Genomic DNA, 16,837 nt, shown 5'->3' on the forward strand with positions numbered 1-16,837 from the left:
ATGTCAATACATATAAGGCTTTTGGCAAAATAAAGATGCTTTTTTTGTGTTTATATGAGTGCTATAACTAATAATTTGGCATAATAGCTACTGAAGAACCAGAAATTATTGCTCAATCGACAGATAACGAGCAATTGATCTTGATTCCTCATCTTTTAGTGGGTTGTGATGGGTTAAACTCTATTGTCCGTGAAACTCTGCATCAAATGTCAGGGCGATCGCATTTATTTGAAATGCAGAAATTTCCTTCTCCTAGCTCTGGTTTAAAATACAAAGTTCTCAGTTTACCGCCGCAATTTCCTTTATCAGAACAACCAGGGGATATATCGCAATCTACAATGGCTTATGCGATTAGGTCTAATTTTAAAGGGCGTAACAAAGCAATTTCTCTCGGTTTATTACCCTTAAAAAATCAGGATTTCCCCAGAACTGCAAATATTATTGCTTATCCAGAACATCAAATATGGCAGTTAAAAACTAAGGAAGAAATTGCAGAATTTTTTAAACAAGCATTTCCTCAAATACCTATAGAAAAAATTATTTCTTCAGAAGAAATTGCTAGATTTACATCTAGTGATGGAGGTAAGTTTCCTGTTCCTCAATATTGTGAGGGATTGTATAAAATTTTGGGTAATCCTGATAACAATGAAGGTACAGCCGTAATTTTATTTGGTGATGCGGTTCATTGTTTTCCCCCTGATATTGGACAAGGAGTAAATTCTGCTTTAGAAGATATTTATGTTTTTCAGGAAATATTGACTGAAACTCAAGATAATTTATCTCAAGCTCTCCCTCAATATCAGAAAATACGCCAGCCGGATATTAAAGCTTTAATTCGGTTAGTCCAAATTAGTTATCCTTGGCAATATAATCAAGACCCTTTACAAAAACGTTTATGGAGTCTGAATTTCTTTTTGCGTTTAGTTTTGAGTAAGTCATTGCCTTTTATATTTTATCCTCATTCTTTTGTAATGATTCAAAATCAGGAACTATCTTACTCAGAAATTTTAACTAAAAGTAATCGCACTACGCAAATTTTGTTAATGACGATAGTAATATTGATATTATTTTTCAGTACAAAGTTCTCTTTCTAAAAATCAAATTCCATGACTCTTGCCAATCACCCAATTACGCCGGAAAAATCTTGCTAAGGCAGATTCTTCTAATGATAAATAAATTGGTCTGCCATGAGGACAGGTACGGGGGTTACGAGTACGTTGCCATTGATCTAAAAGTGTTTGCATTTCTGGCAAACTCATTGGTGTACCATTACGAATAGCGCTGCGACAAGCAACTGCTACTTGGGCTGTTTGTAAATCGCCGCCTAAACTTAGTTCTAAAATTGCATCGGCGCAATCTTCTCTATGCTGCAACATTGCAGGTATATTTCGGACTGCCCAAAGTTGTTCGCCAAAGGGTTCTATATCTAAATTTATACGTTGTAATTGTGCTACTTGTTTGGGAGATAATTGATAAAGAATGATTGCCGGTTCAACAGGAATTAGTTGCCAATCATCACATAATTGTTCATATAAAACTCTTTCATGGGCAATGTGTTGTTCTACTAACCAAAGTCCTTGAGGATGTTCCACAACAATATATGTATTGCTAACTTGAGCAACAGCTTTTAAAGAGTAAAGATTACTGATTTCTGCATTTTGATTGTTATCACCTTCATGGGGATTTTTGGGATTGAAATTGTAACCGCCTTTGGCTTCTGCGGCTTTGAGTAATTTACTCACGCGCGATATATGAACCGACTCTTTAATATTAGCTGAACTGAGGCGGAGAGCTTGCTCAATTGCTTGGTTAACTTGTTCTTGCCAATAGGTGACTTCGTTGAGGTATATTTCTGTTTTTGCGGGGTTGCGATTCCAGTTAATTTGATCGGGAGCAATGACAAGATGTAATAAACATACTGGATAGCGATCGCGTGGTAATGTGCGATGAAAGGCTGTTAAAATTGTTTGTTCTAGTTCTGGGGACTTCACCATCCGCCCGTTAAAGGCTACACGTACCCAGTCTGGACGATGGCGATGACAGCGATCTGGCAATCCTACTACTAATAAAAGTTCAGAATTTTCTGGCTGGGTTATTGCTAGTTTAACTTCTTGCAAGTCAGCTTCTTTCACTTGCGGTAAAAACTGGGGCAATAATTTTTTCAGCGATGTCGCCGGATAGATAGCGAACCATTCACGGTCATTTTGGCGAATCTGCCAGTTAACATGGGGATGACACAGGGCGATTTGCTGAATTGTGGCTTGCACAGCTTTCATTTGCTGAGCTAAAGCTGGTAAACCCTGACGGCGCGCTGGACAATTGGCAAATAAATTCGAGACTGTGACTACTGTACCAGGAGCGATCGCGGCGATTTCTACTCGTTGGGCTTTCCCCCCATCAGCATAAGTCACCCGCCAGCCAAAATTCTCATTTGCCGGACGACTTAAAATTTCTAAACTTGCTAAATTTGTCAAACTATGAAGTGCTTCGCCACGAAAACCTAAACTGCTAATTTTCCATAAGTCTGCACTACTATAAATCTTACTGGTGCTATGGGTAGCAGCGGCTTTTTGCAAATCTTCTAAGTTCATTCCGCAACCATTATCGGCTACGGTGACTTGCCACTGTTGCGGCCATAAAGACACAACAATTCTCGTTGCGCCTGCATCCAAAGAATTTTCTACCAATTCGCGCACGACAGCTGCTAAAGAGTCAATTACCTCTCCGGCTGTAATTAGATATACGACTTCTGTTGGTAAAGCGTGAATAGTAGATGTCATAGATTACAGTGTAGGCGAATAGCCAACTACTGAATAGAATATGCAATTTTGATTACTGCTTTCAAAGAATTTTTATTAATTGTAAAGAAATGTCGATTGAAATTAGATTTTTGATAGATTGCTTTTAAGGTTATAAGCTTAGAAGCGGAAAAAGCCGATGAGTAACAGTTTAGTCACGGATGCCCACGATTTAAAGCTGCGTCTAGAATGGGGACACCCAGCTTTGACAATTATTGATGTACGCGATCGCCATACCTACAACCAAGGTCACATTAGCGGTGCAATACCCATCCCCTTAAATGAATTAGCCCAAAGAGCTAAATCTTCATTGCATACAGAACGCCATATCTATGTTTATGGTGCAGACGATCAACAATCAGCTAGTGCTACCCAAACATTAAAAGCTGTTGGGTTTGCAGAAGTTTCTGCCATCCTCGGTGGTCTTCCTGGCTGGAAAGCCGCTGGTGGTGCAACAGAAGGTCTTAGTGCTTAATTATTATTTGTTAATATTGTTTGGTTTCTGTGTACTGCATCATGTGCAGTACATTTTTTTCTAAATTGACAATAATTTTCTCTAACTTTAGAAATTTTGTATTACATTGTAAGGTAAAATTGCAAGATATGAAGTTAAAGTTCTTCATTTAAGTCACATTTAAGCTGACAATAATTATTTAATCTACAAGTGGAGCTAAGCGGATTCGAACCGCTGACCCCTTCAATGCCATTGAAGTGCTCTACCAACTGAGCTATAACCCCTTGAGAAGCCTTATCTATTATGCCTAAACAGATGAGGTTTGTCAATCATAAAAATGTAAAGCGCGATCACTGCTACTAATAAACAAGTACTGAGTGCTTAGCTTAAGAAACTTGTAGCAGGTAGCTCATACAGTGCCCCATCAGAAAGTAAACTACTAACATTGCAGCTGCTGCCAGGGCCACTAAGGTGCCGGCTAACATTAATGAGAATTCCTTGTTTTCAAAGGCTTTCTCCATTAGGTGCAGCGACCAAGCTACCAGTGCTACGTCAAATAATAAAATAGGAATCAACATATTTGTTAATATTTATTCATACTAGTTAATTCATATTAACACTGTTTGGAGGAAGCGTCTCTGACCTGGGATAGATGTGGCTATAAGGATAATTCATGATTTAGGTAAGCATTCTTACTGGAATAGAGCGATCGCGCAGATAATTTTTGATTTGTTCGACGCTCAATTGCCCATAATGTAAAAGTGATGCTAGTAAAGCGGCTTCAGCCTTACCTTCAGTGAGTGCAGCGTGGATATGTTCGCAATTTCCAGCACCACCAGAGGCAATTACGGGAATTTGGACAGCATTAGCGATAGATTTTGTCAATTCCAGGTCATAACCGGCTTGAGTACCATCAGCATCCATACTTGTGACTAGCAATTCTCCGGCTCCCCGCTTTTCAACTTCCTTTGCCCAAAGTAAGGCATCTTTACCTGTATTTTCTCTACCACCTCGCACGTACACATCCCAGCCTGGGTTTTGTGGGTCATTTCTGCGTCTAGCATCAATAGCAACTACTATGCATTGATTACCAAAGCGATCGCTTGCCCGATTAATGAGGTCTGGGTCACGTACTGCCGCAGAATTAATACTAACCTTGTCTGCCCCGGCTCGTAACAAACCTTTAACATTTTCTAAGGTTTGAATTCCCCCACCCACAGTCAGGGGAATAAAGACCTGTTCAGCAGTTCGGTAAACTACATCAATAATTGTGTCTCGGTCTTCATGAGTCGCGGTAATATCCAGAAACACTAACTCATCGGCACCGGCATCATTGTAAACCTTTGCCAGTTCTACCGGATCGCCCGCATCTTTGAGATCAACAAAGTTAACTCCTTTAACAACCCGTCCCGCCTTAACATCTAAGCAAGGTAAGATTCTTTTAGATAACATAAAATTTTTTTAACTCCTGGGTAATTGTCCGGAATTTAAATTTTAAATGGGCGTGCGTATTCTCAAGCGAAAATCTTTGTATGCCTTGTTTATGCCTAGTTTTGTAGCCTCAATGGCACTCACATAGTCCTCAAGTTAAAGTTGATAGCTGAATTATGGCGATTATCTCCTCGAAAAAACAGCCTCAAGAACCCAATGGACAACCAGGAAAGCAGCATCAGGAATCGGTGAAAGATTCTTCCCATCAAGAACTTTTACAAGCTGAAGCTGCGCTGGATGAACAAGGTAAGCAGGAAGAAAGTATTCGGCCACAGCGATTCGCCGATTACATTGGCCAAAAAGACTTAAAAGATGTGCTAGACATTGCCATCAAAGCTGCTAAGTCAAGAAGTGAAGTGCTGGATCATTTGCTACTATACGGGCCGCCGGGATTGGGTAAAACCACAATGGCAATGATTTTAGCATCAGAAATGGGGGTAAACTACAAAATTACCAGTGCGCCAGCACTAGAACGTCCACGGGATATTGTAGGGCTACTTGTGAACTTAAAACCAGGGGATATTCTGTTTGTTGATGAAATTCATCGACTTTCGCGGATGACAGAAGAAATTCTCTATCCAGCGATGGAAGATTATCGCTTAGATATTACCATCGGTAAAGGTTCCAGTGCCCGCATCCGCAGTTTACCTTTAGCCAAATTTACGCTGGTGGGAGCCACAACTCGTGTAGGTGCTTTAACTTCACCATTACGCGATCGCTTTGGCTTGGTGCAAAAACTGCGATTTTATGAAGTTGATGAACTCAGCAAAATTGTACTCCGGACTGCCCAATTACTCCAGACCCCAATTACAGAAGATGGGGCAACAGAAATTGCTAAGCGATCGCGCGGGACGCCACGGATAGCAAATCGGCTACTAAAGCGTGTACGGGATTATGCGGAAGTCAAGAAATCTGGAGAAATTAACCAAAGTATTGCTGGGGAAGCATTACAGCTATTCCAGGTAGACCCCTGCGGTTTAGATTGGACAGACCGCAAAATGTTGAGTGTCATAATTGAACAATTTAATGGCGGGCCAGTCGGCTTAGAAACCATCGCCGCCGCTACAGGTGAAGATACCCAAACAATTGAAGAAGTTTACGAACCATATTTGATGCAAATTGGCTATCTCAGCCGCACCCCCCGTGGAAGAACAGCCACAACCGCAGCATACAAACATTTAGGTTTTAAGCCACCTAACGAACAGATGTCTTTGCTGTAATGATTTTAGATAAGAAATGGGTATGGGGTATGGGGCATGGGGCATTGGGCATTGGGCATTGGGCATTGGTCAATAGTCAATAGTCAAGAATTTTCCTCCTTGTCCCTTAGTTCCTAGTCCCTAGCCTCTAGCCCCTAGCCTCTAGCCCCTAACCCCCCTTCCCATTACAGATAGACACAGATCGACAAATTAGATGATTCAGTTAATTAGTATTTTTCTCAGTCTGCTGGTTGTGTTTGGCTGGGCGACACCAGTCATGGCACAATCTCCACAACCCGAATTTACGCAAGAGCAATTAGAACAGGGAAATGAGTGGGCAAATCAGGCGTTTGCAGCCACAAATCAGGGTGATTTTGCCAAAGCTGAAGATTACTGGACACAGATAATTGAGCAATTTCCTACCAATGCAGGTGCATGGAGTAATCGCGGGAATTCTCGCGTAAGTCAGAATAAATTACAAGCTGCATTGACAGATTACAACAAAGCCATAGAATTAGCACCCAATGTTACCGATCCTTATTTAAATCGGGGTACAGCATTGGAAGGTTTGGGTAAATGGTCAGAGGCGATCGCAGATTATAATCATGTCCTAGAACTAGATCCTAAAGATGCGATGGCATATAACAATCGTGGTAATGCCAAATCTGGTTTAGGTAAATGGGAAGATGCGATCGCGGACTATAAAAAATCTGTGGAAATTGCCCCAAATTTTGCCTTTGCTCGTGCCAACTACGCCTTAGCTTTGTATGAAACTGGACAAATTGAGCCAGCAATTCGCGAAATGCGAAATATTATCCGTAAATATCCAAAATTTGCCGATATGCGTGCGGCTTTGACTGCTGCTTATTGGGTAACAGGAAATAAAGGCGAAGCTGAGAGCAATTGGGTAGCAGCTTATGGACTGGACAACCGCTATAAAGATATTGATTGGGTACAAAATACCCGCCGTTGGCCTCCTAGTATGGTGGCTGCTTTAGATAGATTTTTGAAACTTCAGTAAAAGATTACTCCTGCATTCATCAAGGACTTTCGGTCTTAACTAGGAACTCATCAATATTATTGGTGAGTTCTCTTCATTAAAGAAGTAGATTTTTAAGAAATATTGCTAAATTATTGCAATAAATAAATACCGATCAAGTTTAGTAAATACATGGTGCAGGTAAAAAATAAAGTGCTAAATTAAGAGCAAGGTACAAAAAGGTTAAAAGTTCATCCAAACCTTTCACATTAGAGCCTGTGCCTCCTGCTCTAATCTCCTCGCATTTCCCCACTCAATTGTCGCATCCGTTGAAAGTGTTTTCGCCTGAAGCTCATTGATTGATAATTGTTGTGGAGGTGATTGAACGCACAGCCAGAAATACCTGCCTAGTTGAATCTTGGATGCACAAGCAGTTCTGGTTTAGAGATGGGGTTGCGAAAGTTGTTCACCGTTAACATTAGTTTAGTTATTCCCTCTGAATTTTAAAATTTTCTCGAACGATTGCGTTCTCAAGGAACCGCCCAAGCTGCTGATATTCTCCCATCGTAGCTTGAGGCGGTTTCAACTATGTTAGTCAATAGTCAATAGTCCAAAGTTAAAACTGTGAAGCAGAAAATGAATAACTAATCACCAGTGACAACTGACAACACTTCGACAAGCTCAGTGCATCGCTGACAACTGACAACTGACTATTAACTAATTAAAGTAATTACTGTAACTTCTGGCGGACAAAACAAGCGTCCTGGGCGATAAGTTCCTAAGCCTCGGTTAACGTATAACTGATTATTGCCTACTTGGTGAAACCCTTGGGCCCATTCCCAATAGCGCACCACTTTTGAGAAATCTCCTAACAATAACGATACCCAAAGCCGCAATTTTTTGGGTAATTTTTTCAACAACTTTTTATAGTGAAATACTAGAGGCCCAAGACCTGGTAATACGATATGTCCGCCGTGAGTGTGACCAGATAACTGTAAATCTACGCGCCATTGTTCCAATATTTTAGCGGTATCTGGGTTGTGAGATAAAACGATGCGCGGTGTAGCGGAGTCTAGTTGATTGATGACTGGCGCAGGTTTAAATTCTCGCGACCAATAATCAGCTAAGCCGACTAAGGCTAATTCTTTACCTAATGGATAGGCAATTTGATTCCATAAAACATTAACACCAATGCTAGTAAAAGCATCTGTAATTTCTGATTTTGAGTGATTGTAATGGATATCATGGTTACCAAGTATGGCATAGATACCATAACGACTTTCTAAATATTTTAGTCGTTGCACCAATTTATAAATTGGGGAGGGATCGTCAGTAACATAGTCACCAGTTAAGACAACTAAATCGGGTTCAGCTTCATTACTTAGTGCGATCGCTTCTGCTAGCATAGCTTCCGATAGCCGCATTCCATCATAATGAAAATCAGACAATTGTACAATCTTTATCCCTACTAAAGATGCAGGTAGATCCGCAATCTTAACCGTGATTTTATCTACTCTTAAATGTCCTGTAAATAACCAATGCATAATCCAATAAAAACTCCCAATAGCAGCGTTTACAGCTTACCAAAAAATAAAATCAATCTTAATTAATTGCTATAAAATACAGCACTTTTTATATATTGAGAAAATATGTAATACGTAAAATAATCAATTTAATTACTAAATTATTTGCAATTTTGCTACTAAATTACCAACGTTGTAACGTCATGACTGTCACTTCTGGCGGGCAAAATAAACGCCCGGGGAGATAAGTTCCTAATCCGCGATTGATGTATAATTGATTTTTTCCTAGTTGATGTAAACCCTGGGCCCATTCCCAATGGTGTATTACAAATTTATCGCCGCGAACATAGGGAATTCGATTTCGTAATTTTTTAGGAATTTTTTGCACTATTTTTCTGTAATACTGTAATGCAGGCCCCAACCCGGGAATGACGATTTGTCCGCCATGAGTATGACCAGATAATTGTAAATCTACTCGCCATGTTTGCAATAATTCCGCAGTATCGGGATTATGAGATAAAACAATGCGCGGAATATTGTTATCTAGCTGGTTCATTACTGCTATGGGGTTAAATTCTCTTGAGTAAAAATCCGCTAAACCAACTAAGGGTAATTCTTTTCCTAAGGGATAGGCGATTTCATTCCAGAGAACCCGAACACCAATGTTATTTAGCGCCTCTGTAATTTCTATTTGTGAGTGTTGGTAACAGATATCGTGGTTACCTAATATGGCATAAATACCAGCGCGACTTTGAAGATTTTTTAGATGTAAAGCTAATTTATGAATGGGTTTTGGATTATCGTTGACATAGTCACCAGTCAATAAAATTAAATCTGGTTCGGCTTGATTAGTAAGTGCGATCGCTTTTTTTAACATCGCTGACGATAAGCACAAATCATCATAATGGAAATCTGACATTTGCACCAGCTTCTTACCTTGTAAGGAAGCTGGTAAATCTGCAATCTTTACGGTCAACTTCTCTATACTCAACGACCCAGATAGTAACCAGTGCATAAAGTGCGCGATCGTTCCGAATATTAGCGCTTATAGCTTAACTAAAAATTATGCGATCGCCTGTGACAATTACACAACTTCTTGAAAAATTCATGAACTTTGGTAGCTTTTTGCGCATTTATACTTAAATAATTCCAATTTAGTTGGGCTGTAGATTTTAAAAATAGAGTTAAGAAGGTGTAACAATTAGCTAATTTGAATTTTCTTCGCTATAGCCACACATCCAGCCACTACAAAAAAAGCCACCTCAGACAGTAAAAACGCTCCTAACGAGCCGATAATTGCTTGTTTAACTAACAGCGACACTAAAGCCATAGCCCCAGCAGCACCGCCAAAAAATAAACCAGTAGCTAAACCTGCTTGATGTGGTGCTAACTTTCCTAAACAGAAAGGAATCATGCTGACAAAAATTAAGCTAAAACTGACACCAAAAGCAAAAATATAACCAACAATAAATGTATCGATATCATTTAATAATGCTAGCCCCATTAAACCTGTTAGGCTACCTAAGCCGAGTAATAAAGCTTTATTAGCACCTATCTGCGCTGTCCATTCGCCAAAAATAACAGCAGCGATCGCACATACTATCAGTATGCCAGAGGTAATAAATTCTAATCTCACCGCCGGGAATTGACTTTGTAATTCTTGGGGAAATATTGACATTAATAAATTTACTTCTAATCCTGTACCTAAACCAACTACAAACAGTAAAATTAATAATAAAGTTGGAGCCTTATTAGGAGCTTCTTCATTGACTGGATAAGGTTTCCAGGTATGTAGAGGTACTAACGATCGCAAAATATACGCTCCCATCATCAAAGTGATCGCTGCTAATAAAAAAGTTATTGATGCACCTAAATTATTCAGAAATATTCTTAACAATGGTTCAAGCGCAGCCACAAAGCCAAAAACGAAGACTAAAACCGCATTAGCTTGGGGTAATTCACTAATAGGTGCGAACTGTATTAATAATGCGATCGCCGGGCTGCGAAAAATAATTATTACTATTAGCCAAAAAGTCATCAGTACAGGTACGAACCAACGAATTTTTTCTGGTAAATCCTGTTCTACTAATAGAGAGATAATCGCCAAAATTAAACCAGCTAATGTTACCCCGATACTAATTATAGGTAGGCGATTACCGACAAACTGTTGCAGGCGATCGGAAAATTTACCTATTATCGGTTCTATGACAGTAGCTAATAACCATGGAATAATCCCTAACCAACTGGCTAATTCAGCAAATTCTAGCTTATGTAAAATTTTTGGCTGATAGAAACTATACACTATCCAACTGAAGATAACTGCCGCTAACAAAGCAGCTAAACCCCAAACTTGTTGCCATAAAATCTCTGTACGAGCATCGTAAGATTTCACCATAATCAATGCCTCACTTTCTTGTACCAGTGGTGCGATTCTAGGACAAGTCTGATAGGAAAAATCGCATTATAATTGGCATAATGCTGAGATCGCAACCCACTTATTAATTGATACTTAGGGTTAGCTTTGAGGAAATATGCACTTCTTGGACAATAACTATTTATTAAGGTGAAAAATCACTAAATAACTCATTTTGCTAGAAGCTTATTTTGCTGGTACTCAAGTATTATTTTGCACTTTTAATTTTCCGGCTAAAAATGCCTCCATACAGCAAGCAGCAGGATAATTTCTTAATTACCAAGCAACAAATATTTTTCATTTTATTAACTTTGCAGTCAATACACCTAGGGGTTTATCCCCATCACGAAATACCCTTTTGAAAGGTCATTTGTTAAAAAAGTCACAGTCAATTGTTACAAGACTCGCTAATTCTTAATTCCTGTAGTTGCTATACCACGAATAAACTGGCGCTGACCGATGAGAAATAGTAGCATTACTGGTACAGTTGCAATTGTTACCGCTGCCATCATCAAAGGCCAATTATTGGTAAATTGTTCCTGAAACTCTGCTAATGCTAGTTGTACTGTTTTTAATTCCGGACGTGTAGTAAATACCAAAGGTTTAAATAAATCGTTCCATTCACCAATAAAGGTGAACAAAAACAGGGTTACTAAAGCAGGGCGCGCTAAAGGTAACATAACTCGCCACAAAATTTGCCAGCGATTCGCCCCGTCGATGGTTGCGGCTTCTTCTAACTCGACGGGAATTGTTTGAAAATATTGACGTAACAAAAAAATGCCAAAACCGTTTACAGCCGTTGGGAGAATCAAAGCTCCATAGGTATTGATTAAATGTCCCCACTTCAACACCAAAAATACTGGAATCACCAACAATTGAAAGGGAATTACTAAAGTTGCTATGACAATCAACAGCAGTGCTTGTCTACCTCGAAATTTCAATCTTGCTAGGGCATAACCTGCTAATGCCGAAGTTACAATCTGAAACCCTGTCACTGCGATCGCTACTAAGGTAGAATTAGCAAACGCCAATAAAAATTTACCACGCTGCCAGGCATCCCGATAATTAGCTAATGTCCAGTTATTTTTCGCTAAACCTTCTGCTGTTACCCCTGCGGGAGCCAAAGAAGTCAAGAAAACCACAAACAGAGGTAGCAAAACGATAAAAGCGCCTATTAGTAAAACTGCGAGGCTCAAGAAATCGGTGAATTTCAGATTCCAGCTGGGTTTAGACATACGCATTGCTTTCTTTGTATTTATGTTTGTACTAGTAGAGCATCGCCCCCAGTAAAAGCTAATCTATAAATATAGTGACTTGTTAAGTTAAATTAAATCACAGTGATCATTACCCTAAACTCATAGGGTAGATTTATTTTTGGTATCAAATGATTCACGTTTACAGGGGTAAACATAACATGCAGCAGATGACAGAGCAATCTGAAATTGATTTCCACAGCGAACAATACAAAGATGCATATAGTCGTATCAATGGAATTGTCATTGAAGGTGAACAGGAAGCTTATGATAATTACATCCAATTGGCGCAACTGTTGCCAGCTTATCAAGAGCAATTGATTCGCCTATCGAAAATGGAAAGTCGTCACAAGAAAGGATTTGAAGCTTGTGGACGCAATTTACAGGTAGTGCCAGATCTGCAATTTGCTCAAGATTTTTTCTCACAATTGCACTCCAACTTCCAAAAAGCAGCAGCAGAAGGTAAGGTAGTTACTTGCTTGCTGATTCAGTCTTTGATCATTGAATGTTTTGCGATCGCCGCATACAACATCTATATCCCTGTTGCCGATGATTTTGCCCGCAAAATTACTGAGGGCGTAGTCAAAGATGAGTACAGTCATCTTAACTTTGGTGAAGAGTGGTTGAAAGCAAACTTTACAGAATCCAAAGCTGAACTCGAAGAAGCAAATCGACAAAACTTGCCAATTGTGTGGAAAATGCTCAACCGAGTTGCAGATGATGCTCAAGTATTGGCAATGGAAAAAGATGCTTTGGTTGAAGACTTTATGATTCAGTACGGGGAAGCCCTAAGTAACATTGGCTTCAGCACTCGCGACATCATGCGCCTATCAGCTTACGGACTTACAGCCGCTTAAACATAACTCATAGGGGTAACTGAAGAAAGCAGCATGAAGGTGGAAATTGACAATTTCATACCTTCATCCTTGTAGTTGACATTGTTGCCCCTAATGAATCTTACGCTTTGTGTAGTATTTTTAAGAGTAAGTTCATCCCTCTTAACTCACTTAATTCCACGCTTTCGACGCACCACGCGCCTAATATATCAATACATGTTTGGTCTAATTGGACATCTGACTAGTTTGGAACACGCTCAATCCGTAGCTCAAGAATTGGGATACCCAGAATATGCCGATCAAGGGCTAGATTTTTGGTGCAGCGCCCCGCCGCAAATTGTCGATAACATTACCGTTACTAGTGTTACTGGACAAAAAATTGAAGGCAAGTATGTAGAATCCTGCTTTTTACCAGAGATGCTGGCAAATCGCCGGATTAAAGCAGCGACACGCAAGATCCTTAACGCTATGGCTCATGCCCAAAAGCATGGGATTAATATCACAGCTTTAGGCGGGTTTTCTTCCATCATCTTTGAAAACTTTAACTTGGAACAGTTTAGCCAAGTTCGTAATATTAAACTAGAGTTTGAACGCTTTACCACAGGTAATACACATACTGCTTATATTATTTGTCGGCAGGTGGAACAAGCATCAAAACAATTAGGGATTGAGTTATCCAAAGCCACTGTAGCTGTATGTGGCGCAACGGGAGATATTGGTAGTGCAGTAACCCGCTGGCTAGATGCGAAAACAGATGTCAAAGAACTACTGCTAATCGCCCGTAACCAAGAACGGCTGCAATATCTACAAGATGAATTAGGGCGGGGCAAAATTATGTCCTTAGATGAAGCTCTACCCGAAGCTGATATTGTCGTTTGGGTGGCTAGTATGCCTAAAGGTGTGGAAATTAACCCCAAGGTTTTGAAGCAACCTTGTTTGTTGATTGATGGTGGCTATCCGAAAAATTTAGGGACAAAAATTCAGCATCCTGGCGTATATGTGTTAAACGGTGGGATTGTCGAACATTCTCTAGATATTGACTGGAAAATCATGAAAATAGTCAATATGGAAGTACCTGCAAGGCAGTTATTTGCTTGTTTTGCGGAATCTATGCTTCTGGAGTTTGAGAAGTTATATACGAACTTTTCTTGGGGGCGCAATCAGATTACCGTAGACAAAATGGAGCAGATTGGTCAGGTTTCAGTTAAGCATGGATTTAGACCACTGCTAGTTTAGAACTAGGGGCTAGGGACTAGGGGCTAGGGGCTAGAGAGTAGAAGAATATAGGGGTTAAAAGAGAACTTAGACATCGAATTTAACTCTTTTTCTTCCCTAAGCGCTCCCACTTTCTGAATTACATCTTCACTTTAGCCTTCTAGCCTCTAACCTCTAGCCCCTAGCCTCTAACTCCCATACCCAATACCCGAATCCTCATACTCATCCCTAACTATGGCAACTACCGAGCGTAAACCGCTACTGTTAGATTTTGAAAAGCCGCTAGCAGAACTCGCCACCCGCATTGACCAAATTCGGCAACTTGCAGAAGAAAATGGCGTCGATGTATCTGGTCAAATACGCCAATTAGAAGCACGCGCTATGCAACTGCGTGAAGAAATTTTTACAAGTCTATCTCCTTCTCAAAGACTGCAAGTGGCTCGTCATCCCCGCCGCCCTAGTACTCTAGATTACATTCAGGCGATTAGCGATGAATGGATGGAATTACATGGCGATCGCTGTGGTGGTGACGATCCGGCTTTAGTGGGTGGTGTCGGTCGTTTGGGTGGACAGCCTGTAGTCATGTTGGGTCATCAAAAAGGACGGGATACCAAGGATAATATCGCCCGTAACTTTGGGATGCCCTATCCTGGTGGCTATCGCAAAGCCCTGCGGTTGATGGAACACGCTAATAAGTTTTCCATGCCGATTTTAACGTTTATCGACACGCCAGGAGCTTGGTCTGGGGTAGAAGCAGAACATCAAGGTCAAGGTGAAGCGATCGCTTACAATTTGCGAGAAATGTTCTGCTTTGACGTGCCAATTATTTGTACAGTCATTGGGGAAGGCGGTTCTGGTGGCGCACTTGGTATTGGGGTAGGCGATCGCTTAATGATGTTTGAACACTCTGTTTATACTGTAGCCACACCCGAAGCCTGTGCCGCCATTTTGTGGAAGGATGCTGCTAAAGCACCACAAGCTGCTACGGCGCTGAAAATTATTTCCCACGACTTAAAAAACTTGGGCATTATTGACCAAATATTGCCTGAACCCATTGGTGGCGCTCATTCTGACCCCATCGAAGCCTCTAACACCCTCAAACAAGCTTTATTAGAGAACTTAGACGAACTTAACCGTTTAACCGCTTCCGAACGCCGCCAACTGCGCTATGAGAAATTCCGGAAAATCGGTGTGTTTACAGAAGTTGCCCACTAAAAACCTTGAGATGCTTGATTAGCATGGCAGCAATGCTATAATTGCCTATGACGCTTAAAGATTTTTAACAATCTTCTCAGTCATAGGCGTTTTCATTTTCGACAAACTCAGTCAAGGTAATTCTTAATTGATAATTCGTGAGGGAGTCCGGTCGTGGTTGTTTCCCTGACATAGGCACTACCTGAATCGAAGGTTAATTCGTAGTCATTATCAGTAGGCGGGTTCCTCTACCTAGAAGCACAACTAAATCTCTAATTTAGTGACTGCTATGTAATTTTTAATTATGAATTACGCATTAAGAATTAGTCATTATTGAACTTAGATGGTTTGTCTCATACTTTGGTAAGTACTTTTGAGTGTTCCCATGAAACTTTCCAGACGGATACTTTGTTGTCATCCCTGGGCAAAGACTTAACTATCAAAAAACCCATCATGGCACTGTAATATAACAGTTGCCACAGGTAATCATCGGATTTTTTTAGATTTCCTTAATCTATTCATTAGATTGCTTTAATCTATAGCAAACCGAGAGATTTAAATAATGGGTTAGAAAAAAGCTTGCAGAACCGCCAACAAATCTGGAGATAGAATGAGCGTTGAGCCGAAACGACGCGCCTTAATTACTGGGGCAAGTAGTGGAATTGGAAAAGCAACTGCTTTGGCATTCGCAAAGGCAGGAATAGATGTGGCTTTGGTTAGCCGTTCCCTAGAGAAGTTGGAAGCAGTTGCAGTAGCAGCAAGACATACAGGAGTTGAAGCCAAAAGTTATGCTGTCGATTTAGCGAGTGTTGGGCAAGTCAAAGCCCAAATGCAAGCGATCGCCCTTGATTTTGGCGATATAGACATTCTGGTAAATAGTGCTGGGATAGCATACACAGCCACAATTAGCGAAACACCCTTAGAAGATTGGCAGCAAGTGATTAATTTAAATCTCACCAGCGTCTTCCAGTGCATTATGGGGATTTTACCAGGAATGCGCGATCGCCAGAGTGGCACAATTATCAACATCGTCTCAATTGCTGGGAAGCAAGCTTTTGCTAATTGGGGTGCATATAGCGTGAGTAAAGCTGGTGCGATCGCTCTTTCTCAAACCCTAGCGCAAGAAGAACGCCCTTACGGCATTCGCGTCACAGCGATTTGTCCTGGTGCTGTGAATACTGAATTGTGGGATACACAAACAGTTAACGCTAATTTTGACCGTTCAAAAATGTTAACGCCAGAAATTGTGGCTCAGTCAATTCTGCACGCGGCTTTATTGCCACAACAAGCAGTGATTGATGAATTAATGATTATGCCTAGTGCTGGCGTCCTCTAATCAATACTTCGTTGTAGGTCATTTGTTTTGCCCATAACAAATGACAAATGACAAAGTGCAAAGCCTGGAATAAAACTGCTTTAAATTCAGACAAGCAGTTACTTTCAGCGGTGGAACCCAGTCAAGGGACTGCCTCAACTTTGCAA

General features: G+C 40.5%; 15 protein-coding genes and 1 tRNA gene. 8 read left to right on the top strand and 8 right to left on the bottom strand.

Annotation, left to right across the window (positions count from 1 at the left end; genetic code table 11):
• Positions 1–140 precede the first annotated feature (140 nt).
• Positions 141–1,094: an NAD(P)/FAD-dependent oxidoreductase gene (locus H6G41_RS19025; protein ID WP_242037975.1), complete on the top strand. Its 954-nt coding sequence runs from the start codon at positions 141–143 to the stop codon at positions 1,092–1,094.
• 3 nt (positions 1,095–1,097) lie between these two features.
• On the opposite strand, the gene mutL is transcribed toward H6G41_RS19025, so the two are convergent.
• Entirely contained in the window at positions 1,098–2,780 is a 1,683-nt protein-coding gene (gene mutL / locus H6G41_RS19030) for a DNA mismatch repair endonuclease MutL (protein ID WP_190747750.1), read from the bottom strand.
• 157 nt (positions 2,781–2,937) lie between these two features.
• Between mutL and H6G41_RS19035 the strand changes: the two genes are divergently transcribed.
• Positions 2,938–3,273 (top strand): rhodanese-like domain-containing protein, encoded by a 336-nt coding sequence (locus H6G41_RS19035; protein WP_190747751.1) that lies wholly within the window; start codon positions 2,938–2,940, stop codon positions 3,271–3,273.
• A gap of 190 nt (positions 3,274–3,463) precedes the next feature.
• Here the strand turns inward: H6G41_RS19035 and H6G41_RS19040 are convergent.
• The 3 genes from H6G41_RS19040 to hisF form a co-directional block, all read right to left on the bottom strand.
• Positions 3,464–3,536 (bottom strand) — tRNA-Ala (locus tag H6G41_RS19040).
• Between the two features lie 102 nt (positions 3,537–3,638).
• On the bottom strand, positions 3,639–3,830 hold the full coding sequence (locus H6G41_RS19045; RefSeq protein WP_190747752.1) for a hypothetical protein: 192 nt from the start codon (positions 3,828–3,830) through the stop codon (positions 3,639–3,641).
• Between the two features lie 100 nt (positions 3,831–3,930).
• A complete protein-coding gene (hisF, locus tag H6G41_RS19050) occupies positions 3,931–4,704 on the bottom strand; it encodes an imidazole glycerol phosphate synthase subunit HisF (RefSeq protein ID WP_190747753.1) in 774 nt (257 codons plus the stop codon).
• 155 nt (positions 4,705–4,859) lie between these two features.
• Here hisF and ruvB point away from each other — a divergent pair, with 155 nt between their 5' ends.
• Together ruvB and H6G41_RS19060 are read left to right on the top strand one after the other, a co-directional pair.
• Complete coding sequence (ruvB, locus tag H6G41_RS19055) at positions 4,860–5,963, top strand: Holliday junction branch migration DNA helicase RuvB (RefSeq protein WP_190747754.1); 1,104 nt, start codon at positions 4,860–4,862, stop codon at positions 5,961–5,963.
• A gap of 193 nt (positions 5,964–6,156) precedes the next feature.
• Entirely contained in the window at positions 6,157–6,963 is an 807-nt protein-coding gene (locus H6G41_RS19060; RefSeq protein ID WP_190747755.1) for a tetratricopeptide repeat protein, read from the top strand.
• A gap of 671 nt (positions 6,964–7,634) precedes the next feature.
• On the opposite strand, the gene H6G41_RS19065 is transcribed toward H6G41_RS19060, so the two are convergent.
• The 4 genes from H6G41_RS19065 to H6G41_RS19080 all read right to left on the bottom strand — a co-directional run bounded on the left by H6G41_RS19065 (position 7,635) and on the right by H6G41_RS19080 (position 12,092).
• Positions 7,635–8,465 (bottom strand): metallophosphoesterase, encoded by an 831-nt coding sequence (locus H6G41_RS19065; RefSeq protein WP_190747756.1) that lies wholly within the window; start codon positions 8,463–8,465, stop codon positions 7,635–7,637.
• A gap of 163 nt (positions 8,466–8,628) precedes the next feature.
• Complete coding sequence (locus H6G41_RS19070) at positions 8,629–9,459, bottom strand: metallophosphoesterase (protein ID WP_190747757.1); 831 nt, start codon at positions 9,457–9,459, stop codon at positions 8,629–8,631.
• A 186-nt stretch (positions 9,460–9,645) separates the two neighbouring features.
• Entirely contained in the window at positions 9,646–10,839 is a 1,194-nt protein-coding gene (locus H6G41_RS19075; protein ID WP_190747758.1) for an MFS transporter, read from the bottom strand.
• A gap of 425 nt (positions 10,840–11,264) precedes the next feature.
• A complete protein-coding gene (locus H6G41_RS19080) occupies positions 11,265–12,092 on the bottom strand; it encodes a carbohydrate ABC transporter permease (protein ID WP_190747759.1) in 828 nt (275 codons plus the stop codon).
• A gap of 179 nt (positions 12,093–12,271) precedes the next feature.
• On the opposite strand from H6G41_RS19080, the gene H6G41_RS19085 reads away from it, so the two are divergent.
• From H6G41_RS19085 to H6G41_RS19100, 4 genes are all read left to right on the top strand, one after another.
• Positions 12,272–12,967 carry an aldehyde oxygenase (deformylating) gene (locus tag H6G41_RS19085; protein WP_190747760.1) on the top strand — a complete coding sequence of 232 codons (696 nt, stop codon included), beginning with the start codon at positions 12,272–12,274 and terminating at the stop codon, positions 12,965–12,967.
• A 195-nt stretch (positions 12,968–13,162) separates the two neighbouring features.
• Positions 13,163–14,182 (top strand): long-chain acyl-[acyl-carrier-protein] reductase, encoded by a 1,020-nt coding sequence (locus H6G41_RS19090; RefSeq protein ID WP_190747761.1) that lies wholly within the window; start codon positions 13,163–13,165, stop codon positions 14,180–14,182.
• 213 nt (positions 14,183–14,395) lie between these two features.
• Positions 14,396–15,376: an acetyl-CoA carboxylase carboxyltransferase subunit alpha gene (locus H6G41_RS19095; RefSeq protein ID WP_190747762.1), complete on the top strand. Its 981-nt coding sequence runs from the start codon at positions 14,396–14,398 to the stop codon at positions 15,374–15,376.
• A gap of 589 nt (positions 15,377–15,965) precedes the next feature.
• Positions 15,966–16,691, top strand: a complete 726-nt coding sequence (locus tag H6G41_RS19100; protein ID WP_190747763.1) for an SDR family oxidoreductase — start codon at positions 15,966–15,968, stop codon at positions 16,689–16,691.
• The last annotated feature ends 146 nt before the right edge of the window (positions 16,692–16,837 follow it).

Source organism: Tolypothrix sp. FACHB-123, from assembly GCF_014697075.1.
Lineage (GTDB): Bacteria > Cyanobacteriota > Cyanobacteriia > Cyanobacteriales > Nostocaceae > Aulosira.